The sequence below is a fragment of the Brotaphodocola sp. genome (assembly GCF_050873065.1).
Taxonomy (GTDB): domain Bacteria; phylum Bacillota; class Clostridia; order Lachnospirales; family Lachnospiraceae; genus Brotaphodocola.
On sequence record NZ_JBNMIC010000007.1, the window covers coordinates 35,656 to 60,521 of the forward strand.

The 24,866-nt window shown below is 50.0% G+C and carries 19 protein-coding genes; 18 read left to right on the top strand and 1 reads right to left on the bottom strand.

From position 1 onward, the window contains the following. Positions 1-94 precede the first annotated feature (94 nt). The 14 genes from ACR0QE_RS03580 to ACR0QE_RS03645 all read left to right on the top strand — a co-directional run bounded on the left by ACR0QE_RS03580 (position 95) and on the right by ACR0QE_RS03645 (position 18,434). A complete protein-coding gene (locus tag ACR0QE_RS03580; RefSeq protein ID WP_432626992.1) occupies positions 95-2,026 on the top strand; it encodes a beta-glucoside-specific PTS transporter subunit IIABC in 1,932 nt (643 codons plus the stop codon). Positions 2,027-2,064: 38 nt separating this feature from the next. Further along, complete coding sequence (locus tag ACR0QE_RS03585; RefSeq protein ID WP_432626993.1) at positions 2,065-3,501, top strand: 6-phospho-beta-glucosidase; 1,437 nt, start codon at positions 2,065-2,067, stop codon at positions 3,499-3,501. Positions 3,502-3,702: 201 nt separating this feature from the next. Further along, positions 3,703-4,665, top strand: coding sequence for an ROK family protein (locus ACR0QE_RS03590; protein WP_432626994.1), 963 nt, complete (start codon positions 3,703-3,705; stop codon positions 4,663-4,665). A gap of 48 nt (positions 4,666-4,713) precedes the next feature. Next, a complete protein-coding gene (locus ACR0QE_RS03595; protein WP_432626995.1) occupies positions 4,714-6,222 on the top strand; it encodes a transglutaminase-like domain-containing protein in 1,509 nt (502 codons plus the stop codon). Continuing rightward, positions 6,222-6,389: a hypothetical protein gene (locus ACR0QE_RS03600; protein ID WP_432626996.1), complete on the top strand. Its 168-nt coding sequence runs from the start codon at positions 6,222-6,224 to the stop codon at positions 6,387-6,389. Before ACR0QE_RS03595 ends, ACR0QE_RS03600 begins: the two co-directional genes overlap by 1 nt. Positions 6,390-6,893: 504 nt before the next feature. Next, the gene (gene tyrS, locus ACR0QE_RS03605) at positions 6,894-8,117 is read left to right on the top strand and encodes a tyrosine--tRNA ligase (RefSeq protein WP_432626997.1); all 1,224 of its coding nucleotides are present in this window, start codon (positions 6,894-6,896) and stop codon (positions 8,115-8,117) included. A gap of 24 nt (positions 8,118-8,141) precedes the next feature. Continuing rightward, entirely contained in the window at positions 8,142-8,978 is an 837-nt protein-coding gene (locus ACR0QE_RS03610) for a GTP pyrophosphokinase (RefSeq protein ID WP_432626998.1), read from the top strand. A 187-nt stretch (positions 8,979-9,165) separates the two neighbouring features. Beyond that, positions 9,166-12,273 (top strand): hypothetical protein, encoded by a 3,108-nt coding sequence (locus tag ACR0QE_RS03615; protein ID WP_432626999.1) that lies wholly within the window; start codon positions 9,166-9,168, stop codon positions 12,271-12,273. A gap of 67 nt (positions 12,274-12,340) precedes the next feature. Next, positions 12,341-12,847 (top strand): signal peptidase I, encoded by a 507-nt coding sequence (lepB, locus tag ACR0QE_RS03620; RefSeq protein ID WP_432627000.1) that lies wholly within the window; start codon positions 12,341-12,343, stop codon positions 12,845-12,847. A 172-nt stretch (positions 12,848-13,019) separates the two neighbouring features. Then, on the top strand, positions 13,020-14,063 hold the full coding sequence (locus ACR0QE_RS03625) for a DUF7601 domain-containing protein (protein ID WP_432627001.1): 1,044 nt from the start codon (positions 13,020-13,022) through the stop codon (positions 14,061-14,063). A 262-nt stretch (positions 14,064-14,325) separates the two neighbouring features. Beyond that, positions 14,326-15,057 (top strand): class B sortase, encoded by a 732-nt coding sequence (gene srtB / locus ACR0QE_RS03630; RefSeq protein ID WP_432627002.1) that lies wholly within the window; start codon positions 14,326-14,328, stop codon positions 15,055-15,057. A 23-nt stretch (positions 15,058-15,080) separates the two neighbouring features. Beyond that, positions 15,081-15,986 carry a Spy0128 family protein gene (locus ACR0QE_RS03635; protein ID WP_432627003.1) on the top strand — a complete coding sequence of 302 codons (906 nt, stop codon included), beginning with the start codon at positions 15,081-15,083 and terminating at the stop codon, positions 15,984-15,986. Positions 15,987-16,005: 19 nt separating this feature from the next. Beyond that, positions 16,006-16,911 (top strand): class B sortase, encoded by a 906-nt coding sequence (locus ACR0QE_RS03640; RefSeq protein WP_432627004.1) that lies wholly within the window; start codon positions 16,006-16,008, stop codon positions 16,909-16,911. Between the two features lie 266 nt (positions 16,912-17,177). Continuing rightward, positions 17,178-18,434 (top strand): HlyC/CorC family transporter, encoded by a 1,257-nt coding sequence (locus ACR0QE_RS03645; protein WP_432627005.1) that lies wholly within the window; start codon positions 17,178-17,180, stop codon positions 18,432-18,434. A gap of 212 nt (positions 18,435-18,646) precedes the next feature. Here ACR0QE_RS03645 and ACR0QE_RS03650 read toward each other — a convergent pair whose 3' ends face one another. Beyond that, positions 18,647-19,789 carry a DUF362 domain-containing protein gene (locus tag ACR0QE_RS03650; protein WP_432627006.1) on the bottom strand — a complete coding sequence of 381 codons (1,143 nt, stop codon included), beginning with the start codon at positions 19,787-19,789 and terminating at the stop codon, positions 18,647-18,649. A 260-nt stretch (positions 19,790-20,049) separates the two neighbouring features. Here ACR0QE_RS03650 and ACR0QE_RS03655 point away from each other — a divergent pair, with 260 nt between their 5' ends. The 4 genes from ACR0QE_RS03655 to ACR0QE_RS03670 all read left to right on the top strand — a co-directional run bounded on the left by ACR0QE_RS03655 (position 20,050) and on the right by ACR0QE_RS03670 (position 24,795). Next, positions 20,050-20,766 carry a FadR/GntR family transcriptional regulator gene (locus ACR0QE_RS03655; protein WP_432627007.1) on the top strand — a complete coding sequence of 239 codons (717 nt, stop codon included), beginning with the start codon at positions 20,050-20,052 and terminating at the stop codon, positions 20,764-20,766. A gap of 203 nt (positions 20,767-20,969) precedes the next feature. Then, positions 20,970-22,757 carry a dihydroxy-acid dehydratase gene (gene ilvD, locus ACR0QE_RS03660; RefSeq protein WP_432627008.1) on the top strand — a complete coding sequence of 596 codons (1,788 nt, stop codon included), beginning with the start codon at positions 20,970-20,972 and terminating at the stop codon, positions 22,755-22,757. Positions 22,758-23,070: 313 nt separating this feature from the next. Next, positions 23,071-23,808, top strand: coding sequence for a hypothetical protein (locus tag ACR0QE_RS03665; RefSeq protein ID WP_432627009.1), 738 nt, complete (start codon positions 23,071-23,073; stop codon positions 23,806-23,808). A 171-nt stretch (positions 23,809-23,979) separates the two neighbouring features. Continuing rightward, positions 23,980-24,795, top strand: coding sequence for a histidinol-phosphatase (locus tag ACR0QE_RS03670; RefSeq protein WP_432627010.1), 816 nt, complete (start codon positions 23,980-23,982; stop codon positions 24,793-24,795). Positions 24,796-24,866 lie beyond the last annotated feature (71 nt).

Genomic DNA, 24,866 nt, shown 5'->3' on the forward strand with positions numbered 1-24,866 from the left:
GAACCGATGGTCCTTTTGCTTTTTCAGATGCTGACTTTTCGGTGGATCAATGGTAGAGTTGCAGACAGAAAGAACAAGAAGGAGGAGGTTACACATGGATTACAAAAGACTTGCAGAACAGATCTTAGAGCTTGTGGGCGGAAAAGAAAATGTCTCTGGTCTTGTACATTGCGCGACCAGGCTTCGTTTCAACCTGAAAGATGAAAGCAAGGCGCAGACCGATGCTCTGAAAAAGACAAAAGGTGTAGTTGGGGTGGCAAAGAGCGGCGGTCAGTATCAGGTTATTATTGGAAGTGATGTGGCGAATGTATTTGCACCGCTGAATGAATTATGCGATTTGAAGGACAGTCGTGAGAAGGTGGAGCAGAAAGAGAAAAAAACGAAAGTTGCGGCGGCGATCGATACTCTGTCGGGAATTTTCACACCGATTTTGCCGGCATTGACAGCAGCAGGTATGCTGAAAGCTGTATTGTCACTGCTTGTGGCGTTTAAACTGGTTGCTTCGAGTGACCAGAGCTATCAGATTCTAAATTTTATGGGGGATGCAACCTTTTACTTCCTGCCGATTCTTTTGGCAAGCTCGGCAGCGAAGAAATTTAAGTGCAACCCGTATCTTGCCATGATGCTGGGAGGCATTTTGCTGCATCCGAATTTTGTCAACATGGTGGCTGCATCCAAAGAATCCGGAGAGGCGATTCGCCTGTTTATGATTCCTATCTACAATGCCGGTTATTCGTCATCGGTAATTCCGATCATTCTGGCAGTGTGGTTTATGTCCTTGGTAGAACCGGTTGCAGACCGGATTTCTCCGAAGGCGATCAAATTTTTTTCCAAGCCGTTGATTACGATTCTGGTGAGTGGTGTTGTAACGCTTTCCGTGCTGGGACCGATCGGCTACATCATCAGTAACTACATCGCGGCTTTCCTGCGGGCAATGGAGAACTATGGATGGCTGGTTTCCATGATTCTGGGTGCAGTTTTCCCGCTCCTCGTTATGACTGGAACACACTATGCGATTGTTCCGGTAGGCATCAACAACCGCATGACCATGGGTTACGACAGTATGGTTTATCCGAATAACCTGGCGTCCAATGTGGCTCAGGGTGGTGCAACCCTTGCAGTAGCTTTCAAATCGAAAGTGTCTGAGATAAAGCAGCTTGCGATGTCTGCCGGTATCACAGCGGTCTGCGGAATTACAGAGCCGGCGCTGTATGGTATTAATGTACCTTACCGGACACCGCTCTACTCCGCGATGGCAGGCGGTGCTGCAGGTGGTCTGTTTGTCGGACTGATGCATGTAAAGAACTACTCTGGCGGATCACCGGGACTTCTGACTCTGCCGAGTTATATTGGCGGAGACAGTCTCAGAGATCTGTTGTTTGCCAGCATTGGCGCGGCAATCGCCTTTGTGGTTGCCTTTGTGATTTGCTTTATTCTTTACAAGGACCCAAAGGAAGCTCTGGAGGATGATGGAAAAGGAAAAGAGCAGGATCGTGTTGCAGCGGAAAACAAGGGCACGGTGAAGGCAGAAACCTCTGTTTCAAAAGAAGATTGTGCACAGCCGGCTTCTGACTGTGATATGGTTTGTTCTCCGGTTTCTGGTAAAGTGATTCCGCTGAGTGAAGTGAAGGATGATGTATTCTCTCAGGGAATCCTTGGAAATGGTGTTGCCGTGATTCCGGATGAAGACGTCATCGTATCTCCGGTGAGTGGAACGATCGTATCTATTTTTGATACGCTTCACGCGGTCGGACTTCAGGCAGACAGCGGGGAAGAGGTGTTAATTCACATTGGTCTGGACACGGTAAAGCTGGGTGGACAGTACTTCAAGGCTCTGGCAAAGGCAGGAGACCGTGTGTCTGTTGGCACTCCGCTGATCCAGGTAGAATTTGACAAAGTGAAAGAAGCCGGGTATGACATTGTGACTCCGGTGATTGTAAGCAACACCGCGGTTTACCGCAGCGTGACAGGCGAAACAGGGAAACACGTAAAAGCAGGAGAGCCGGTTATCCAGATACAGAAGTAATCAAGAGTGGCCGGCGGACAGGAAGAGGAGAGACAACGATGCATGGATTACCAAAAGAATTTTTGTGGGGCGGCGCGACCGCAGCAAACCAGTGTGAAGGCGGTTATCTGGAAGGCGGAAAGGGACTGGGAACGGTAGATGTGATTCCATGGGGAGAAAACAGACGGGCCGTGATGGAGGGCATCATGGATTATCACACCCTGCCGGAGGATTCTTTTTATCCATCCCATGGGGCCACCGATATGTACCATCACTGGAAGGAGGATATCCGGTATATGGCAGAGATGGGATTTAAGTGCTATCGCTTTTCCATTGCCTGGTCCCGTATTTTTCCGACAGGAGAAGAGGCAGAGCCGAATCAGGAAGGACTGAAGTTTTACGATGACCTGATTAATGAATTGTTGGCGAATCAGATCGAGCCGGTGGTTACAATCTGCCATTTTGATGTGCCGCTGTATCTTGAGGAAACCTATGGCTCATGGAGAAGCAGAAAGCTGATTGATGCCTATGTGAAGTACAGCAGAGTCCTGTTTGAACATTTTAAGGGGAGAGTTCACTACTGGATGACGTTCAACGAGATCAATATGCTGATGCATCTTCCGTTTATGGGAGCGGGAATTCGTTTCCGGGAGGGAGAGAACCGGAATCAGGTGAAGTATCAGGCAGCGCATCACGAACTGGTGGCTTCCGCCATGGCGACGAAGCTTGCCCACGAGATTGATCCGGAAAACAAAGTTGGCTGTATGCTGGCAGCGGGAAGCTTTTATCCGAATACCTGTAATCCGGAGGATGTCTGGGCAGCGAAGAAGAGGGATCGCGGAAATTATTTCTTTGTGGATGTGCAGGCGCGCGGCGAATATCCGGCTTATGTGATGAAGCAGTTTGAGCAGGAGAACATCCATATCACCATGGAGCCGGGGGATGAGGAAATCCTTCGGGAGAATACGGTGGATTACATCGCATTCAGTTATTATACCTCCCGCCTTACCAGTGCGGATCCGGAGGTGATTGCGGCAAATTCCATTTCCGGTAATGTAATGAAATCTCTGCGGAACCCGTATCTTAAGGTGAGCGAGTGGGGCTGGCAGATCGACCCGTTAGGACTGCGCATCACAATGAATGATCTCTACGACCGTTATCAGAAACCACTGTTTATTGTGGAGAATGGTCTGGGTGCAATGGACCGGATTGAGGAAGACGGAAGCATTCAGGATGATTACCGGATTGCCTATCTGGAGGCTCATCTGAAAGAAATGATGAAGGCTGTGGAAGAGGACGGCGTGGATCTGATCGGTTATTGTGTCTGGGGCTGTATTGATTTGGTGAGTGCCTCCACAGGCGAGATGAAAAAGCGTTATGGCATGGTTTATGTGGATCGCGATAACGCCGGAAACGGAACCTTAAAGCGGACTCCGAAGAAATCCTTTGAGTGGTATCGGCATGTAATCGAAACAAATGGGGAGTGTTTGAAATAAATAAAAAACAATGGCGGCAGGTCCAGAGAAAAATGGATCTGCCGCCATTTTCTGTGTATATCAAAGACCCGTTTGTCTGATAAGAATCTTATGACAAGTCCGATAAAAAATGGTATGATAATATGATAAATGGATGGACAACGACAAGAGAGACAACAAAGAAAACAGAGACGGCGTAGACAGGCAGGAGATGGATGACTTATGGGACAAAGACGGATGGGAATTGATCTTGGGGGAACGAAGATTGCAGCCGGGATTGTCAATGAAAATCTTCAGATCGAGGCGGACATGCAGGTGCCGACAGGGCTTCCGCGAGAGCCGGAGGATCTGGCAGATGAGATTTTTCGATTGGCGTTTAAGCTGTTGGAGAGCCGAAATTTGAGCATGACAGATCTTGGGAGCGTGGGAATCGGGATTCCAGGAACAGTCAATCAGGAGCGGGAGAGCGTGGAATATGCAAATAATTTCGGGTTTGATGATGTTCCTTTTGTGCGCATGCTGAGGGAGCGGTTTCCGTGCCCGGTTTATGCGGAGAATGATGCGAAAGCCGCGGCCTGGGCGGAGTATCTGACCGGAAGCGGGAGAGGCAGTACCTCGATGGTGGCAGTGACACTCGGAACAGGAGTCGGAGGGGGAATCATTCTCGACGGAAAGATTTTGAATGGGATAAACAGCGCCGCCGGAGAGCTCGGGCATATGGTGATCCGGAAGAATGGGCGCAGATGTACCTGCGGAAGGCGGGGGTGTCTGGAAGCGTATGCATCGGCCCTGGCACTGGTTCGCGCGGCGAAGCGTGCGGTAAAGTCAGAGAAAAGTCCGGATTCTCTCCTTAATCAGCTGTGTGCAGGAAAGCCGGAGACGATCAACGGAAAGATGATTTTTGAGGCGGTCAGGGAGAAGGATGTACTGGCGGGTGCTGTGCTGAACCGCTATCTCGATGATCTGGCGGAGGGGATTGCCAATATCATCAATATCATCCAGCCGGAGGTGGTCTGCATCGGAGGGGGACTTAGCGGAGCCGGGGAGGATCTGCTGCTCCCATTGAGAAAGAGAGTGGAGCCGATGATTTATTCGAGAAGTTCGGAGAAAAATGCGCGCCTTGTGACGGCAGAACTCGGAAATGCCGCCGGAATTATCGGGGCAGCGGAGCTTTACCGTTTATAAAAACATAAAGTACAAAGATCAAAACGAGAGACAGGAGACGAGAGGAAAATGACGGAGAGAGAGACTTTAAAAACGGGCGAGACAGACAGAGATGAGAAGACGATGATGCAGAAAGAACAGCCGGAGATTTATCTGGAAGCGGGCGGGAGTGTAGAGAACCTTGATGCGCTGACGGTGGAACTTCCGGAGGATATCGCGAGACTCAAGGCAGTGGGACATTTGAAACTCGCAAAGAGGGTGATTGAGAAGCGTCTTGAAAGAGAGCTTCCAAAACTTCTTAGGGAGAGACTGCTTCTTGAGCGGGAGATTCTTGCGCGCCTGCCACAACAGTATCCATACAGCTGGCAAGGGGCACTTGACAAGCTGAAAGAAACATTTGCGGATTTCGAGAATGAGGAACTGGATGACCTTCTGGCGGAAGGTGCATTTGAGTGGATCTGCATAGAAGGAGAAATAAAACTCAAAGATAATTTTGTTGAGAATCTGATCAAAACCCGCAAGGATCTCGCTTTCCGCCTGCTCAACGAGGAGACGCTCTGGGACCGCCGCGCACAGCTCAATATGCTTGATGATGTGATGCATCAGATGAAAGAAAAGGGCAGCTTAAGAAGCAGAATTCATGTCAAGAGCAGAGCATCGGTTCGCCCGTCGGCAAGACGTGAGGGAGTTCGAATCCAGGTACAGCTTCCGCTTCCGATTGAGTATGCGCAGGTAAAAAAATTCCGGTATCTCGGATGCAGTCCGGAGTGCGGAAAACCTGCCCCGGCAGATGCGCTCCAGAGAACGATCTGCTTTGAGAAAGATTATCAGAGCGGGCAGACATTTGAGGTGGAGTATGAGCTGGAAAATGAGATGCAGTACTGGGACTGGAAGGAAGCTGCCAAGAAATTGGATTTGGGCGGGGCAGACAGAGAGCCGGAGACAGATCAAAATAAGGATGCGAGAGCGTATCTCGGGGAGCAGCTCCCGCATATCCGTTTTACCCCGTACTTGAGAGCTCTTGCACAGGAGATTGTGGGCGAGGAGACAAATCCGGTCCGGAAAGCAAAGAAAATCTATGATTATATCACCACCCATGTGATGTATTCCTATGTCCGCTCTTACTTTACGATCGAGCAGCAGGCGACATTTACTGCGACAAACCTCAAGGGAGACTGCGGACTTCAGGCACTCCTCTTTATCACACTCTGCCGGATCGCCGGTGTGCCTGCGAGATGGCAGTCCGGTCTTTATGCATGTCCGAAGAACATCGGCTGCCATGACTGGGCACAGTTTTACATCGAGTCTTATGGCTGGTTATATGCGGATGCTTCATTTGGAGGGGCTGCATGGAGAGCGGGGGATCTCGAGCGCTGGGAGTTTTACTTCGGAAATCTTGATCCATACCGGATTCCGGCGGCATCCGAGTATCAGAAAGATTTTTACTTCCCGAAAAAATATCTGAGACAGGATCCCTATGACAATCAGATGGGAGAGGCAGAGTATGAGGATCAGGGACTTCTCGAGGGATCTGATTTTGACACGAAACATGAGATAATTGAGATCTGCCTTCTCTAATGGGCTTGACAAATGATGAGGGAAAAGGCTATAATTCAAGCGTGATCGCAGAGATCCCGACGGAGAAAGACGGGATGGAACCTGGGATCAGAAAAGTGAAGATCAGTCAGGCAATGAGAGGAAGAAGTACCGCCGGGATACTTGCACAGAAAGCAGCCGGGAGATGAGAGGCGCGCAAAGAGACGGCATGGGAATACATCCTTGAGCTTCACACCGAACCATGACCGCAGACAGGCGGAACATCAGTAGGCTGTGACGGAGTCGGCGACCGTTATCATGTCGGAACGTTATAGAACCCCTGTAAGATGCACAGATGGGATGGAATATGACGCTCAGTGAGGCAGGCAGTGCAAGCTGTCTGTGAACAGAAGGTGGTAACACGAGCATGCGCCTCGTCCTTTTGATGGCAGAACCATTGAGAGGACGGGGCTTTTTTAATATAAAAAATGCTCCGCAAGGATGCACACTCTTTTATATACGAAAAAACATCCGGACTTCTCGGTTCTCACGAAACAGACGTGTGTTTGAAACCTGTTTTCTTTCAGATACACGCGAGCGCAGAAAATAAAGATTTTTCCCAAATGGAGAGATCAGAAAACAAATAAGAAACACAGACGAGAAACAAAAAAAGAAAGACAAAAACAAAAAGAAAGAAAAAGGAGAATACAGCGATGAATTGTTATGACGAGCTGGTTGCCCGCGGTCTGATCGCGCAGGTGACAAATGAAGAAGAGATCCGCAAGATGGTCAATGAGGGAAAGGCAACGTTCTATATCGGATTTGACCCGACCGCAGACAGCCTTCATGTCGGCCACTTTATGGCACTGTGCCTGATGAAGCGTCTTCAGATGGCAGGAAATAAGCCGATCGCTCTGATCGGAGGCGGTACTGCAATGGTAGGAGATCCGTCCGGCCGTACCGATATGCGTCAGATGATGACGGTTGAGACAATCCAGCACAACTGCGAGTGCTTCAAAAAGCAGATGAGCCGTTTCATCGATTTCGGTGAGGGCAAGGCAATGATGGTAAACAATGCAGACTGGCTGTTAAAGCTGAACTACATTGAGCTGCTTCGCGATGTAGGTGCCTGCTTCTCTGTAAACAACATGCTCCGCGCAGAGTGCTACAAGCAGCGTATGGAGAAGGGACTGAGCTTCCTTGAGTTCAACTACATGATCATGCAGAGCTACGACTTCTATGAGCTGTTCCAGCGCTACGGCTGTAACATGCAGTTCGGCGGAGATGACCAGTGGAGCAACATGCTTGGCGGTACCGAGCTGATCCGCCGTAAGCTGGGCAAGGATGCACATGCGATGACGATCACCCTGCTCTTAAATTCTGAGGGCAAGAAGATGGGTAAGACCCAGTCCGGCGCAGTATGGCTGGATCCGGAGAAGACAACTCCGTTCGATTTCTACCAGTACTGGAGAAATGTCGACGATGCAGACGTATTAAAGTGCCTGCGCATGCTGACCTTCCTGCCGCTTGAGCAGATCGACGAGATGGACAAGTGGGAAGGCAGCCAGTTGAATACCGCAAAGGAGATCCTTGCATTCGAGCTGACAAAGCTTGTTCATGGCGAGGAAGAGGCAACAAAGGCTCAGACCGCTGCAAAAGCTCTGTTCTCCGGTCAGGGAAGCCTTGAGAACATGCCGTCCTACCAGCTGAAAGAGGAAGATTTCACGGATGGAGCAATCGATCTGCTCGCTGTTCTTCAGAAGTCCGGTCTGGCATCTTCCCGCTCTGAGGCCCGCAGAAATGTTGAGCAGGGCGGTGTGTCTGTCAACGGAACTCAGGTGAAGGACATCAAGGCATCCTTCACAAAGGATGATTTCGGCGGTGACGGAATGGTTGTAAAGCGCGGCAAGAAGAACTTTATGAAGGTTACTCTGTAATCCCGCTCTGGAAATCCGATAAAGATGATCAAAAAGAAAAAGTTTTTAAAAGAGTATCACATCGAGAAGGAAGAACTGAAACGGACCGGCATGAAGTGGGATGAGCTGAATGCGATCTACGATCACTACTGTCAGCTTGAGGGACAGTTAAAGCGGATCGGAAAGGAATTTGTGAATGATTACCTGTACGACATTGAGCGTGCAGGCATTCACTCTTACCGCTACCGCACGAAACAGCCCGGACATCTGATTGAGAAGATCATCCGCAAGAAGCAGATGACTCCCGATCCGTATCAGTACATCGACCGGACAAACTACTGGAAGTACATGACGGACCTGATTGGAATCCGCGTGTTCTTCCTCTACCGGGAGGACTGGATCCGCTTCCACAACTATATCACGTCCGTGTTTGAGAATAATCCGGAGTGCTATGTGGAAGACCGTCTGATGGATTTTGATGAGAATCCGGATCACTACTACATCGCGGAGCGCCCGAAAGTTTACCGCAGAACGGGCGACACAAGAATCTACGACAAGCGTCTGATTGACATCAAGTCGGACGGCATTTACCGTTCGCTTCACTATATCATCAAATATAAGGGATATTATGTGGAGATTCAGGGAAGAACGCTTTTCGAGGAGGGATGGAGTGAGATCGATCACGACATCGTTTACCCGTATTTTCAGGACGACGAGATGCTGACTGATTTTTCGACTCTGCTGAATCGTCTGGCAGGAATGGCAGATGAGATGAGTTCTTATTTCCGTCGAATTAAGGATATGAAAATGATATCGGCTGAGAAAGAGGAAAAACCGGAGAAGGCCTCCAAAAAAGAAAAAGAAGATCAAAAAAACGAATAAATGCGAGAATCTTTGCAGAAAAGATCGAAAAGCAGCGAAAAAGAAAGAATACTGTTTACGGATTGTGTCCGGAAACGGTATTCTTTTTTTCATATTTTTTTTGCCATCCTCATATCATTCCATTAGAGCGTGTCCCGGAGAGAAACAGGCAGATTCGGCACGCGCCGGAAAGAAAGGGGGGAAGGCGATGAAGATACATGTAAAAAAATTCTGTGCAGTGCTTTTGTGTGTGACGCTTGCGCTTGGAAGCGGACTGTTTCATCTGGCAGCAGCGGCATCGGCGGGAAATGGCGGTGTGACGGAATTGGAACTTGATCCCAAACAGCTCTACGCATGCGTTCAGAAAACCGTAAAGTCTCAGAGGTCCCTGAATCCGGATGACCGGAAGTGGAGAGGGGCATATGCCGCAGAGTATCGAAACATTCTCTGGGGAGAGGATGAGGAGGAAGAAAATCTGTACGAAGTTGTGCTTCCGGAGGACTTTACGAAGAAAAACAAGAAAGAGAAAGTCCGACTTCAGGTATTTGTCCGGCTCGGAGATCAGATCAACCTTGAGAATGATCTGGAAGGAAACCTTGAGGAAGGAAAAGAGGCTGCAGATCGCCCGGAAGAGATTTATGAGTTTCAGGGAGATGAGACTTTGATGTTTCTCTTCACCAATCAGACGGAGGTGACGCAGCGCGTTCAGCTGAATCTCGGAACCTATTCGACGGGAGTGTCGGCAATCGGCCCGAAGAGCTGGGTGAAGAGGGCAGAGGATGAGGAAGTATCGACGGGATCGGATGCATCTGGCAGTGCAACGAATTCAGATTCCGATGAATTTGAGGCGATGGAAGCTGTGTATCGGGATGCGACAGCCTCAAATGCGGATGAGGCGAGTGCCTCGGATGCGCTTGCGACGTCTTCAAATGCGGAGCGTCAGACTCTGAGCGGTCAGTGGCTGGAGATGATTCTTGCAGACCGCAGGGCAGGAAGAGGATTTGTGACGACGGCGGAAGCTCTCGAACTTGATCAGATGCGTGATCTCGCCTCGGATTCCGATGCGGTTTTTTATGAGGCGGAGACAGATCTCGCATTTGTGCGTGCATGGGCAGAGCCGGAGACCTTTCCGGAGCCGGTGAGCCTCGAAGTTGCAGAACTTGGCAAAAATGCAGATGATGGACAGGATGCAAAGGAATACCGGAGGGCGAAGGAGGCTCTCGATCAGCAGAAGATTGCGTATGACGGAATGATGGCGTTTGACATCGGATTTCTCAATGAGCAGAGAGAAGAGGTCGAGCCGGATGGAGTGGTGGAAGTACATATAGAACTCAAGGATGGGGCGCTTCCGGAGGATGCAGATGCCGGATCGCTCGAGATTCAGCATCTGTTTGAAAACGGTGAAAATCTTGAGGTGCGCCGGATGAACACAGAGGGTGAACCGCTTGAGTTTAAGACGGACAGTTTTTCGACTTACACCGTGACGTTCCGGACGGAGATCACATCGATCCGGTCGATCTCAATCCGGGATGACATCGCAAACAGCGGAACGCTGATTCCGCTCATCAATGGCGCAGAGCTGACCCAGACGGGATCCGGAAGACTCTTCCTGCAGTGGTATCGCCAGACCGCGGACGGAGACTGGGAGGCAGTGGAGCGCATCAAGGTCAGCGGAGATTCCTACAACGTCTCAGATAACGGGCGGCTCAATGTCGCACTTGATCTTTACACAAGGCGGGCACAGGACAGCGATTATCGGAACAAGCAGTATACATACCGGGTGGAGGCGTGGCTTGAAGGAGGAGAAAACAACAAAAAAGTGTCGGCGTCCTACACGGAACCCTACTATATGCAGCTTCAGAACGGTGGGTTTGAGAAACCCACGATAAATGAATCGCAGTGGACCACGTATAGAGATTCCTTGTTTGTACAGCTTTCTAATGGCACGAGCGGGCTTGTCTGGAGGACAACAGGTTCCGACAGGAAGATTGAGATCACGGGGGACAATCCGTATGGGGCTTATCATTTTGAAAAGTATGTCGAGGGGAAGCGGGCTGCCGAGCTAAACTGTGAGGCATATGGATCTCTGTATCAGGATGTCCTGACGGTTCCGGGTTCCACGCTTCACTGGCAGCTCTCCCACGTCGGCAGAGAGGGATCTGACACGATGCGCGTCGTAATCATGTCGGCGCCGGAGGCAATTGCCTCGAATATCACGAGCCAGAGTGCGATGGAGACGCTTTGGAGCGAGCATCCGGAATATTTCCAGGTTGCAGACGGTCTTGCAAGTGCAGATATCACGGATGGACCGGGGGAGTGGAAAACGTATTCCGGTGAGTATCAGGTTCCGGAAAGCCAGTATCTGACGAGGTTCTTCTTCGTCGCAGTGAGTGCTGTGGGTGGAGCAACCCAGGGAAATCTGATCGATAACGTATGGTTCAGTACAGAGCTTCCGCCGGCAGAACCGGATCGCGGACATTTGACACTCAAAAAGACAGTGTCCGGTCTCGATGCGGAGGATGCAAAGAACTATCGGGTGACGCTGACTGCAAAGAAGGCGGGAAGCGAGGAAATTCTCACCACAGAGCTTTCCGGTTTTGTCTCAAATGATGATGGAAGTTATTCTGCGACGAGAACGTTCCAGAATGTGGATACCGGAGCATATGAGGTCTCGGAGAGCGTGCCGGAGACGGTTGCAAATCTGCTTTCGGAAAAATATCAGGGCCCGGCAAGCACGGTGAATGGAGCGAGCGGAACAAGCACCACGGTAAAGGTTTCTGACCAGAGTGAGACGGTTGCGGAATTTGGCAACACCTATGTGATCTATTCGGCTCAGGTCACGGTGGAGAAGCAGGTGACCGGAAATATGGGCGGAAGGAGAGAACAGTTCCTCTTCCGCGCGGAAGTGTCGAGAGCGGGAAGTCCGGTCAGACAGCTTGAATTTCCGCTTCAGGATAAGGATCACGCTTCCTCGGATGAGACGAAATCCCGTGTGCTCACAGAACTTCGCGAGGGAGATGTCGTGACAATCACAGAGATGGGCGGTGCAAATGGATATGAGACGACGCCGGCTGTGACCGGAAAAGTCTCAGATACGCAGGTCATGGATTCTGGAAAGACGATCCGGTTTGTGATCGGAAGCGGGGCGGGAGATATCCTGGTGAGATTTACAAATAACCGGGAGATTACGTCTCCGACAGGACTTCCGGGACAGAACATATCCGGTTTGCTCGCTGTGTTTGTGCTGATATTTGGCACGGTCTGGATCTGGAGTGAAGGAGGTTTTTCGGCGGGAGCCGGGAAGAGAAGAAAATAAAAGAAAATAAAAGACGTGAAAAGTTCAGAGAAAGATGGAACCGTAAATGAAAAGGGAAAAAGAAAAGATGGAGAAAACGGCGGAGAACAGAGACGAAATTATGATGTTTCTTCGAAATCTGACAGTGATGGCACTGACTCTGATTGTATTGTTCGGTGTGGTATTTGGGGTATCCCGCGTGCGCGATAATGCGATGGCGCCGCGGATCAGTGCCGGGGATCTTCTGCTCTACTATCGTCTGGAAAAGCAATTGCGGACTCAGGATGTGGTTGTACTCAGAAAGGATGGGAAGCGTTATGTAGGAAGAATTGTGGCAAAGAGTGGAGACCAGGTGGAGGTCACGGAGGACGCATGTCTCAAAGTAAATGGAAATCTGATTGTGGAGACGGATATTTTTTACAATACACTCCGAGATGGAGATCGTCTCGATTACCCCGTAACACTCGGAGAAGGTCAGTATTTTGTGCTTGGAGATTTCCGAATCGGTGCAGAGGACAGCCGGTATTTTGGTCCGGTGGAAAAGAGCGAAATTCTTGGAAAAGTGTTGATTCTGCTCAGAAGAACCGGCTTTTGAGAAATACAGATGTGGTGGAAATGGATAAGGTGTAACCGGCGGTGGTGGTATGATCGCGTTTTTTAATGCGATGATATAAACGGTTTCTGAAAAGTACATAAAATGGTTTCCGAATATGGATGTCGGATGTGCAGGCAGAAACCGAAAATGTGTTGGAAAGAGAGGATTATCTATGAGACGAAGAAGAATGGGAAAGAAGACAGTGGTAGTAACGATGACGGCAGTGGCGCTGTCTTCGATCGGAGCGCTTCCGGCATTTGCAGAGGTGACACCGATTGAGTCTGTAAATTTGATTAAGAAGGTTCCAACAGACGGAAAGACGTACTCACCGGCGACCTCGTTCTCGTTTGAGCTTACCGAGGGGGAGGCAGGAACCTTCAAGGATACGGTTGTCTATGCCGGCGTCAGCGGAGGTCTGACGTTAGACCCGAATAATTCCTTTGACTTTACACCGGGAAATGAAGGCGTGCTTGCGGAGTACAGCAAGACCGGAGCGATTCTGGTGGATGCGACGAAGTTTACGGCTCCGGGTGTTTACCATTATCAGGTGAAAGAGGTGATTCCGGACGCTCTGGCAGACCGGTATGAGGGAATCACTTACGATGAAAGTGTTTATGATGTCTATGTTTATGTGGAGAACAATAGTGACTACACCGGCTATATCGTATCTGCGGTGAAAGCGACGAAGGACAACGGAGAGAACAAGTCAGATGATCTGGTCTTCAGAAATGATTACGACAGTGTGCACAAACTGACACTGACAAAGGAGGTAACCGGTAATCAGGGTAACCGCGACAAGGAGTTTGAGTTCACGATCCAGGTGAATGGACAGCAGAATGAGCAGTACGCGACAAACTACACGCTCGCGGATGGAAGCACGCTCGTGCTCACAAGTGGGGCAGATGCCGTGACGGTATCCCTCAAGCACGGTGAGTCGATTGAGGTCTATGGACTTTCCGCAAATGATGTCTACACGATCGTGGAGTCAAATTACGCATCAGACGGTTACAAGACGACGATTTCCGGTGCGGATACGACGGATGGGCTGACTGCCACAGGTAAGACAGACACAGGGGATGACACCGTTGTTTACACGAATGAGAAGAATCTCAGCTCACCGACCGGTATTGCGATGGAATTCGGACCGTATGCGATGATGCTTGCAGCCGCAGGAGCACTCGGCGGCGTCTTCTTCCGCAAGAAGAGAGAGGAGTAAATAAAAAGCTCCGACGGCGAGAGAAAGTCCTGCAAACGCGCTCTCGCTCCGGGTAAATCATCGGAAGCGTCACTGGCGCTTCCTTGATACGCCGAGCGAGCGTAGCAGTGCATAAGACCGTAAAATACACGATCTAAGCACTGACGCTTCACACGGGTTTGCAGGATCTTTCTCGCCTTACGTCGCTGGTAGTATGCGTGCAAAACGAATTTTGTAAACCCATAGCTTGTAAAATCTTGGGTGAGAAAGGAGGGATCCCAGAGTGGAACTGGCAGGCCGTATGGCGTGGGCGGGAAACCGGATGCTTCGGGTTCTGGCAGGAATTTTGATTTTGATGATGCTCTTTTTCGGCGGCTGGTCGCTCTGGGAGAACTTCCAGCTTGGCAGAGAAGCATTTTCAAAAGGACGGCTTTTGCAGTATAAGCCGGACACAGACGGGGGAGAGGAGACATACAGTCTAAAAGAACTGGCAAAGCTGAATCCGGACACGCGGGCATGGCTGACGATTGAGGGGACTCATATCGATTATCCGGTTGTGCAGGGGGAGGATGATATGGAGTACATCAACACAAATGTGTTTGGAGAGTTTGCGCTGACGGGATCGATTTTTCTGTCGTGCCTGAACAGCCCGGATTTTTCCGATCCCTACAACCTGATTTATGGTCATCACATGGACAATGGGGGCATGTTCGGAGATGTGATGGAATTTCTTGATCCGGAGTACTTTGAAGAGCATTCGGAGGGAACGCTGATTTTGCCGGGAACGCGTTTTCGCCTTGTGCTGTTTGCGTGTATGGAGACGGATGCCTATGATCCTCTCGTCTACCATCCGGGAGCGGAATTTCAGAATGAGGTCCTTCTTGAAAAACTCCGGGAGAATGCGTCCGTTTACCGGGAAATCGGTGTGTGCGCATCGGATCAGATCGTGGGAATGTCAACCTGTATGGACGCGCAGACGGATGGACGCGTCGTGCTGTTTGGAAAGCTGGAATAAAACGGAAGGAGGAGCGGGAAATCATGGATCAGAGAAAGAGAAAATGGCTGTCGATCCGGTCTGTCATGGCAGTTGGAATTGCTGCGTTTTGTGCGGTGATTGTCGGAATCGCGGCGCTTCCGAAAGCAGCATTTGCATCATCCGGACCGATCTGGGTATCCATTCCCGTACAGGTGCAGACAACGGGAAATGTGCCGTCAGGAATGACTTATCAGATCGAGCTTGCGAGGAAGACGCAGGGTGCGCCGATGCCGGAGCGCGCAGAGGGAGCCGATCGATTTGTTCTGACGGCGAATGCCGGGGAAGCGGCCTGGTTTGAACGGCTTGCATATTCAGTGCCGGGGGACTATGAGTATCAGATCACGCAGACGACGCAGGATCGGTCAAATTTTACTTTTGACAGAAGTGTTTATCGGGTGACTGTGCATATTTTTAATGGGACAGATGGAGGGTTTGAGAGTGGACTTTCCGTGGAGAAAGACGGAGAGGACGGACAGACGAAGCCCGGGGCAAAAGCGGAGGCAATTCTGTTTGCAAACCGTTACTCGCGCTCTTCAGGAGGAGGCGGGCATTCCGGTGGCGGTTCGTCAGGCGGCAGCTCCTCGTCTTCATCGGGAGGCAGTTCCACCAGCACATCTGAGACGGCAGCAAGTGAGCCGGCACAGACATTTCCGGATGTTCTGTTTCCAGAGCCGGGACCGGTTCTTCCAAGACCGTTGAGGCTTCCGAAGACCGGAGATCTCACACATGAGTGGTTCTGGGCGATTCTTGCAGGAATTTCCGGGGCAGCGGGAATCGGGCTGATCGTGAAGAATTCGCTGTCAGTCACACTGCGGGAAAACGGGAATGAAAATGAGAATTTAGCGGGAAGAAGCAGACGGAAACGTGGACGAAGGAGCGGACGCGTGCAGATAACGGGAAATCGATGATGGATGAGAATGGGCGGAAATGGGCGCAAATACAAAGAGGGCAGATGCGAAGAGAACGGTTGGAATTTTAATCTGTGCAGTTATATGTCTGATTTCTGCCGCAGAGTGGGGAAAGACGAGAATGCAGGCGGCCAGGGAGGCAGATACGGTTGCGCAGCTTGCAGAACTTACACGAAAGACGCAGGATTTTCCGGGGGATAAAGACCGGATAACAAAGAAAATGGATCAGGCAGAGAATGAGGAAAATGCGGCAAATGAAGAAATCAGAGGGCAGAAACTTGCTGCGCAGAAGGCGGATCACGAAAGCCGCGATTATGCGAGACTTGCGGAGAAAAATTCGGATTTTGAGGGGTGGATCTGGATTCCGGGGACAGCGGTTGATCTTCCGGTCATGAATGATCCGCAAGATCCGCAGAAATATCTGAGAAAAGATTTCTGGGGGAAAACGTCGTTGGGCGGGAGTCTTTTTCTGGCAGAGGGGTGTACCATGGACAGCGACTGTCTGCTGATCTACGGACATAACATGAGAAACGGAGCAATGTTCGGATCGCTTGGGCGTTATCGGAAGCGGGAGTACTGGCAGCAGCACAGATGGATTGAGATTTATATGCCAAAAGAGCAGAGAGAGTATGAAGTCTTTGCGGTATTTCAGACAACTGTCCCGGAACTTGCATCCGCGACGGAAACGGATGCGGCTGATTTGAAAAATGGATTTCCCTACTACCGGTATGCGGGAAATTTTGATCAAGGAGAGTTTCAGGCATTTGTCGGGGAGATTTGCCGGCGCGCCTGCTATGACACGGGGATTGTGCCGGAGTTTGGGGAGCAGATTTTGCTGCTTTCCACCTGCAGTTACCACGCAAAGGACGGGCGCCTCGTCGTCGCGGCAAAATCTGCTGCTGTTTGCGCAACGAGTGAACAGTAACTATTGACAGAAAATGAGATTTTTTTTATAATGAAATCTGTTTCATGTAGATTTATGCGCGATTAGAAAATATTCGTGCACAGTCAGAAAGGATTCTGTATCAGATGGACGATAGCGACAACCAGAGTGACAGTGATGAAAACCATATGTTTATGATGTGTTGTGAGATAGAAGAGGCATAGTCTGTTCTCTAAGGGGAGATCAGGCTGTGCCTTTTGTGCGTGTCAGACGGCATGGAAACAGAGACTGGACTAAAGGAGAGAGTGATGAGCAGTAATGGTGTACAGTTGGCAGTGATTATAATCTGCCTGGTGATGTCTGCCTACTTTTCGGCGACGGAGACGGCGTTTTCTTCGCTGAATCGAATTCGAGTGAAAAATATGGCGGATAAGGGAAACAAGAGAGCGGCACTGGTGATGGAGTTAGAGGACAACTTTGACAATATGCTGTCCTCGATGCTGATCGGAAACAACATTGTAAATATTCTGGGAACCTCGCTGGCAACCCTGATGTGTGTGCGGATTCTCGGCGAGGAGAACGGCGCGAGCGTGTCCACCGTGATTATGACGGTTGTGGTGCTGGTGTTCGGAGAAGTAACCCCGAAGAGCGTTGCAAAGGAGATGCCGGAGCAGTTTGCAATGTTTTCAGCGCCGTTTATGAACATTCTGACGAAGGTTCTGACGCCGTTAAATTTCCTGTTTGCACAGTGGAAAAAATTGCTGGCAAAGCTGTTCCAGATGGAAAGTGACCACGGAATCACAGAGGAAGAGCTGCTGACTTTCGTGGAGGAGGCAAAAGAAGACGGCGGAATTGATGAGCAGGAGGGACGCCTGATCCGGAATGCGGTTGAGTTTACGGAGCGCGATGTCATGGACATCGGAACACCGAGAGTCGATGTGATTGGTGTGCCGGAGGATGCGGAACTGACAGAGATTGATCAGGTATTTGCGGAGACGATGTTCTCCCGTCTCCCTGTCTACCGCGAAAATATTGACTGCATTGTCGGAATCATTTACCAGAAGGATTTCTATTCAAGGGTTTACCACAAGGGAGGAAAACTTGCGGACATCATCCGCCCGGCCCTCTTTGTGTCGGAGAGTAAGAAAATCGGTTCCCTGCTCAAAGAGCTTCAGCAGCAGAAGATGCACATCGCGGTGATTGTGGATGAGTTTGGCGGGACAGCGGGAATTGTGACGCTTGAGGATATCCTTGAGGAGCTTGTCGGAGAGATCTGGGATGAACATGATGAGGTGATTCAGGAGATCGAGAAGATTTCTGACCGGGAGTATATCGTCCGCGGAGACGTCAACCTTGACAAGTTCATGGACCTGATCGGACGGGAGACGGAGAGTGAGGCCCAGACCGTCAGCGGATGGGTGATGGATCTGTCCGGTGAGATTCCGGAAAAGGGCGATGTGATCACGAAAGAAGACTTAAAAGTTACCGTGCTTGAGATGGATCGCAGACGTGTGGAGCGGGTGAAGATCGAGATCCTTCCGAAAAAGCCGGATGAGGAAGACTAAATTTTTATCTGTGGTACGAATCGGACAAAATATGGTATAGAAAAACAGCTGTGAGACAGTGGGGAAAATGTTCCCCTGCTGAATCACAGCTGTTTTTGTTTGTAGAATTCGTATGTGATATCTGTATGTAGCAGATGTTTCGTTTCTTTTCTTTTACGAATCATACGAATCGGATTACGGAGAGATTCCGTGGTTTCCGTGTTGGTTAATGATTAATGACCCTGACGGCAGTCGATCAGCTCATACTCACGGCTTCCAAGACCGATCTTCTCTGCATGCTCAAGGCAGGAACGCCACTCAGATTCCGGAGTGGAGTTGCGGAACGGATCGTGGTGATCGTGGAAGTGCGGCTCGGACATATGGCGGTCAAGCTGGCTTCCCGGCATTGGAGATGCTTTCATGCAGGCATCGACACAGGCCTGATCGAGCGCGAGCGGATCGAAAGAAGCAAACATACCGATGTTCGGCAGGATCGGAACATCGTTCTCGCCATGGCAGTCACAGTTCGGGGATACATCCACGATCAGGGAGATGTGGAAGTTCGGGCGGCCGTCGACAACTGCCTTGGTGTACTCTGCCATACGGCAGTTTAAGAGTTCATTTGCATTGTTGTTGTCAAAGCTGATGGCATCGAAGTTGCAGGCGCCGAGACAACGGCCGCAGCCGACACAGTTCTCCTGATTGACATGCATCTTGCGTGCCTCTTTGTCGAATACGAGTCCGCCGTTTGCGCACTCTCTCTGGCAGCGGGTACATCCGCGGCAGAGGGACTCGTCGATGTGCGGTTTTCCGCTGCAATGCTGCTCGGTCTTTCCGGCGCGGGAACCGCAGCCCATACCGATATTTTTGATTGCACCGCCGAAACCGGTCATCTCATGTCCCTTGAAATGGGTCAGGCTGATGAAGACATCGGCATCCATGACGGCACGTCCGATCTTTGCGGATTTTACGTACTCACCGCCGACAACCGGAACCTCAATGTCATCGGTTCCCTTTAAGCCGTCACCGATGATGACCGGACATCCGACTGTGAGCGGGGTAAAGCCGTTCTCCCATGCGCACTCGAGATGCTCGAGAGCGTTCTTTCGGCTGCCCGGGTACATGGTATTGCAGTCGGTCAGGAATGGTTTTCCGCCGAGCTCTTTTACAACGTCAGCGACAGCTTTTGCATAGTTCGGGCGCAGGTAGCTGATATTTCCGAGCTCACCGAAATGCATCTTGATTGCAACGAATTTGCCGTTCATATCGATGTCACCGATACCGGCCTTCTTGATCAGTTTCTTTAATTTGGTCGGAAGACTGTCTCCAAATGCAATCGTATGAAAGTCTGTAAAATAAACTTTTGATTTTGCCATGTGAATATTCCCTCTTTCCTTTTTTAACTCTTTTGACTCTGTTTTTTTGCAGTAATGTGTACTCCTGTGTCCAAAACTGCAATTTTTGTAATGATAAACCTATTCTACCAATTTTATCAATAAAAGTATAACACTTAAAGTATACTTTAGGTCAAGCGCTTTCGTGGATTTTTCGGATAAATAATGATATAGTTGTTGTTGGATACAGGGAGAAATTATTTTTAAAACCGTGCAGGAATTTTGTGGAAGGAAATACAGAAATGGACGCGATAAAATCAAAAACAGCAAAGACAAAGAACAGTCATCTGGCGGAGCAGGTTCAGCACCAGATTTATGAGTATATTTTGGAGAAACCGTTTGCGATCGGAGAGAAGATACCGAATGAATTTGAACTTGCAAAAAAATTCGGGGTCGGGAGAAGCACGGTGCGAGAGGCGGTCAAACTGCTGATCTCGCGGGGGATTCTCTCGGTGCGCCAGGGATCGGGAACCTATGTGGCAAGCACGACTCCGGCAGATCAGGATCCATTGGGGCTTGGCGGGGAGAAAGACAAGATGGCGCTGGCGCTTGATCTGGCGGAGGCCCGCCTGATCCTGGAACCTGGGATTGCGGAACAGGCAGCTCTTCACGCGACAAAGGAGCAGATTGAGGCGCTTCAAAAAATCTGCGAGAGCGTGGAGAGGAAGATTCGTGCCGGGGAGAATTACATTGAGGAGGATATTGCATTTCACCGCTGTGTTGCGGAGTGTTCCGGAAACCGTGTGATTCGCCAGCTCGTTCCGATCATCGATTCGGCGGTGCTGATGTTTGTGGATGTGACGCACCAGCAGCTGAAAGAGGAGACGATTCTGACGCATCAGGCAGTTGCGGAGGCAATTGCGATGCACGATCCGGTCGGAGCAAGGAGCGCGATGGTGATGCACATGACATTTAACCGGAGAATGATCCAGCAGAGAATGCGGGAAAAACAGTCATAGGATGATTGATAAATCAGAGTGAGATAAATCAAAGTAAGATAAATCAGAGTGAAGATGCAAAAATTTTGCTTAGGAAAAATGCCAAAATAGCAGAAAAATACATCTGATGTATTGAAAAATAAAGTCCAATATGCTACGATTAAAACATAAAACATCTGATGAATTGCTAAAAGTGATCGATAAAAGGCATGGAGGACAATCGTATGGAACTTTACAGTCAGAAAATTCGGAAGCTGGCACCGGAAAATGATCCGCTGAAAATTGGAATGGGATGGACGAAGGAGGATCTCTCCAAACCGCAGATTCTCGTTGAGAGCACATTTGGAGACAGTCATCCGGGAAGTGCACATCTGAATCAGTTTGTGGAGCAGGCGGTAAATGGCGTCAAGGATGCGGGCGGAAAGGCAGCGCGCTATTTCTCAACGGATATCTGTGACGGTATCTCACAGGGACATGATGGAATCAATTATTCTCTGGCAAGCCGCGATATGATTGCAAATATGGTCGAGATTCACGGCAATTCGATCGGATTTGACGGTGGTGTCTTCATCGCAAGCTGTGATAAGTCCATGCCGGCGATGCTGATGGGAATCGGAAAGCTCAAGGAGATGAGTGCGATTGTTGTGACCGGAGGCGTGATGGAGGCACACAAGATCACGCCTAAGTATGTCGAGAACGATCCGGGATGTGCAATCAATGAACTGCTGACGCTTGAGCAGATCGGAAAGTTTGATGCGCAGGAGAAGCGAGGGGAGATTCCAGAGGAACAGCTCGATTACTACAAGGAAAATGCCTGCCCGAGCTGCGGAGCCTGCTCCTTTATGGGAACGGCGTCGACGATGCAGGTCATGGCGGAAGCGCTCGGATTGATGCTTCCCGGAACAGCTCTGATGCCGGCGACGGCCCCGGAACTGCGTCAGGCGGCGTATGATGCGGGAAAGCAGCTGATGAATCTCGTGGATAAGGGAATCCGTGCGAAAGACATTGTGACGAGAGAGAGCTTTGAGAATGCGATCATGGTTCATGCGGCGATCTCGGGTTCCACAAATGCGACGATGCACATCCCGGCAATCGCACACGAATTTGGAATTGAGATCGATGCGGACACATTTGACCGTATGCACCGGGGAGCGCATTATCTCTTGAATATCCGTCCATCGGGCGACTGGCCGGCGCAGTACTTTTACTATGCGGGAGGAGTTCCGCGTGTGATGGAGGAAATTCGCGGGATGCTTCATCTCGATGTGATGACTGTGACCGGAAAGACGCTCGGTGAAAATCTGGACGAGCTCAAGAAAAATGGATTTTATGAGCACTGTGAGGAGATTCTGAGGGAGAAGAGCAAGGAACTCGGACGAGAGATCTCCCGCACCGAGATCATCCACAATTTCGACGATGCAAAGGGAACCGACGGAAGCATTGCAATCCTGCGCGGAAATCTTGCCCCGGAGGGCTGTGTGATCAAGCACACGGCCTGTCCGAAAGAGATGTTTCAGGCAGTTCTGCGTGCAAGGCCGTTTGACAGTGAGGAGGCGTGCATTGACGCTGTTCTCAAAAAGCAGGTAGCGCCGGGGGATGCGATCTTTATTCGCTATGAGGGACCCAAGGGAAGCGGAATGCCGGAGATGTTTTACACGGGAGAGGCGATCTGCTCCGATCCGGAACTTGCATCGAGTGTGGCGCTGATTACGGATGGACGTTTCTCGGGTGCATCGAGAGGTCCGGTCATCGGTCATGTGAGTCCGGAGGCGGCAAGCGGCGGTCCGATTGCGCTTGTGGAAGAAAATGATCTGATTCACATTGATGTTCCGGCACGCGTTCTTGAGATTGTCGGTGTGAATGGAAAAGAACTTCCGCCGGAGGAAATTGCGGCGATTCTTAAGGAGAGAAAGAAAGCATGGAAACCGAAGGCACTGCGCTACCGGAGTGGAGTGCTGAAACTGTATTCCCAGCATGCCGTTTCACCGATGAAGGGCGGATATATGGAGTAGGTTGGCATGGACTTTTCCGTCTGCGTCGCCCTCTGCCTAGTGTATAACTCAGAGTGGATGTCTCCCTCCTCTATAGGTGGGGGTATCACAAACCGTCTACATAAATTTGTAAGAGAAATGTCTTGTTTTTTCAATAGTATTTCTTCGGGCTTTTTGATATACTGCGAGTACAGAGATAATGTATTTGATTGAGAGAGATGAGTGCTCTGTAAAAACCAAAATAGAACAGGAAATCAGACTTGAAACGAAAATGTGATGGGAAAGAAAGTTCATGTTACAGTTTGGCGGATAGTGAAATAGACGGAGGAATTTTATGAGAAAAAATAAGATGAGATTAATGGCAGCGGGATGCGTGATGATGCTTGCAGTTTCGGTGACGGGATGTGCAAAACGGTGCGATGTGAAGGAGACAGCCGTTGTTGAGACTGAGACGAAGACGAGTGAAGTGACGGCAAATGAGGCGGCAAAACCGGAGCATGCGTCCGGAACGACGGCTTCATCACCGGCAGAGACGACAGGAAATTGCGGCTCAGAGAGTGATGTGTCTGAGGAGAATTTCTGTATTTCCGGTCCGGTTCTCAGCGTGGAGAACGGGCAGATCACGATGGATAACCAGTCTGGAAATTCTTATGAGGGTGAGGTTGTCCTGACAGTCGATACAGATACAACGGTGATTGTGGACGGAGAACAGGGACTTCCGGTGGATCTGTCTGAAATCAAAGTTGGAGACACCATTTATGCTTATATCGGGCCGGCCATGACGATGAGCCTGCCGCCGCAGACCAATGCAGAATTTATCGTATGCAAGGTTCCGGCAGATTCGAAGGCACCGGAGTATGTAAAAGTGAAATCGATGGAGGAGAACAAGGATGAGAGCTGGACGCTTGTCAGCGATGCGGGGATGACGTACCAGATTGCAGCGGATTGCCCGATTCAGCCTTACCTCACACGACAGATCGTGAAGCTGATCGATGTGGTAGACGGAAGCCGTGTGCTCATCTGGAGTGATGCACAGAATCAGGCGCAGAAGCTGGTTCTCTTCAACGAGTAAAAAGTTAAAAATGAATTTTATTGGAAAGGGTGTCTGTGGGTTAAGGCACCCTTTGCAGTATCCAGAATTAAAAATAACAGAGAACTGCACAAAATGTGGTGCGGGAAAATAAAATCCCAAAACGGATAAGAAAAATAGCGTAACAAAAAGAAAATAAGTGGGGAAAAGGGAATGAGACTTCTGGCAGATTATCACACGCACACAACGTATTGCGATGGAAAGAGCACACCGAGGGAGATGATTGAGTCGGCGTGCCGGATGGGATTTACGGACCTTGGATTTTCAGGTCATGCGGATTATTCTTTTGCGGAACCGGGATTTGGAATGTCGGATGAGAAACTGGAGGCTTACCTGAAAGAAATCAGAGACCTCAAGGAAGAGTATGCAGACAGAATTCGGATTTATGCGGGAATTGAGCTGGATTGCCTTGGCCCTGTGCAGAAGGCGGAGTATGCGATCGGCTCCACGCACTGTGTCTGCAAGAATGGAGTCTATGTGTCTGTGGATGACACGGAAGAAAAGCTTGTCGATGCAGTGAAAACACTCTGGAATGGCGACTGGTATGCTTTTGTCCGGGATTATTTTGAGCTGGAGGCAACGATCATTGACAGAATGGACTGTGACTGGATCGGACATTTCGATCTTCTGACGAAGTTCAACGAGAATAACCGCCATTTTGATGTGACGGGTGATGAGTACCGGGAGCCGGCACTTGCGGCACTGCGTCGTCTCAATCAGGCGGAGATTCCGTTTGAGATCAATACGGGAGCAATCTCACGCGGTTACCGTACAGAGCCGTATCCTTCTGCCTTTTTGCTCAGGGAGCTGCGGAGCATGGGCGGCCGGATTATGATCAGTTCAGACAGCCACCATGCGGATACGATCGGATTTGCGTTTGATCAGGCACTGCGCCTTGCAGTGGAGTGTGGATTTGATCGAGTCACAGTGCTCAGACCGGAAGGTTTCCGCGAGGTGGAGATAGGATAATTAATTACTTTTTACTCAAGTGAAGTGTTCACATCTTTTAAGGAGTTTTTTTATGAGCTTGGAAGGCGACG

Excerpts from the sequence above, each read along its gene's own strand:
- ACR0QE_RS03610 (WP_432626998.1), top strand. The coding sequence starts at position 8,142 with ATGATCAAAAAGAAAAAGTTTTTAAAAGAGTATCACATCGAGAAGGAA.
- ACR0QE_RS03590 (WP_432626994.1), top strand. The coding sequence starts at position 3,703 with ATGGGACAAAGACGGATGGGAATTGATCTTGGGGGAACGAAGATTGCA.
- ACR0QE_RS03635 (WP_432627003.1), top strand. The coding sequence starts at position 15,081 with ATGGATCAGAGAAAGAGAAAATGGCTGTCGATCCGGTCTGTCATGGCA.
- ACR0QE_RS03615 (WP_432626999.1), top strand. The coding sequence starts at position 9,166 with ATGAAGATACATGTAAAAAAATTCTGTGCAGTGCTTTTGTGTGTGACG.
- ACR0QE_RS03665 (WP_432627009.1), top strand. The coding sequence starts at position 23,071 with ATGAGAAAAAATAAGATGAGATTAATGGCAGCGGGATGCGTGATGATG.
- ACR0QE_RS03580 (WP_432626992.1), top strand. The coding sequence starts at position 95 with ATGGATTACAAAAGACTTGCAGAACAGATCTTAGAGCTTGTGGGCGGA.
- tyrS (WP_432626997.1), top strand. The coding sequence starts at position 6,894 with ATGAATTGTTATGACGAGCTGGTTGCCCGCGGTCTGATCGCGCAGGTG.
- ACR0QE_RS03670 (WP_432627010.1), top strand. The coding sequence starts at position 23,980 with ATGAGACTTCTGGCAGATTATCACACGCACACAACGTATTGCGATGGA.
- ACR0QE_RS03645 (WP_432627005.1), top strand. The coding sequence starts at position 17,178 with ATGAGCAGTAATGGTGTACAGTTGGCAGTGATTATAATCTGCCTGGTG.
- ACR0QE_RS03640 (WP_432627004.1), top strand. The coding sequence starts at position 16,006 with ATGGGCGCAAATACAAAGAGGGCAGATGCGAAGAGAACGGTTGGAATT.
- ilvD (WP_432627008.1), top strand. The coding sequence starts at position 20,970 with ATGGAACTTTACAGTCAGAAAATTCGGAAGCTGGCACCGGAAAATGAT.
- ACR0QE_RS03600 (WP_432626996.1), top strand. The coding sequence starts at position 6,222 with ATGGGCTTGACAAATGATGAGGGAAAAGGCTATAATTCAAGCGTGATC.
- ACR0QE_RS03595 (WP_432626995.1), top strand. The coding sequence starts at position 4,714 with ATGACGGAGAGAGAGACTTTAAAAACGGGCGAGACAGACAGAGATGAG.
- ACR0QE_RS03625 (WP_432627001.1), top strand. The coding sequence starts at position 13,020 with ATGAGACGAAGAAGAATGGGAAAGAAGACAGTGGTAGTAACGATGACG.
- ACR0QE_RS03585 (WP_432626993.1), top strand. The coding sequence starts at position 2,065 with ATGCATGGATTACCAAAAGAATTTTTGTGGGGCGGCGCGACCGCAGCA.
- ACR0QE_RS03655 (WP_432627007.1), top strand. The coding sequence starts at position 20,050 with ATGGACGCGATAAAATCAAAAACAGCAAAGACAAAGAACAGTCATCTG.
- lepB (WP_432627000.1), top strand. The coding sequence starts at position 12,341 with ATGGAGAAAACGGCGGAGAACAGAGACGAAATTATGATGTTTCTTCGA.
- ACR0QE_RS03650 (WP_432627006.1), bottom strand. The coding sequence starts at position 19,789 with ATGGCAAAATCAAAAGTTTATTTTACAGACTTTCATACGATTGCATTT.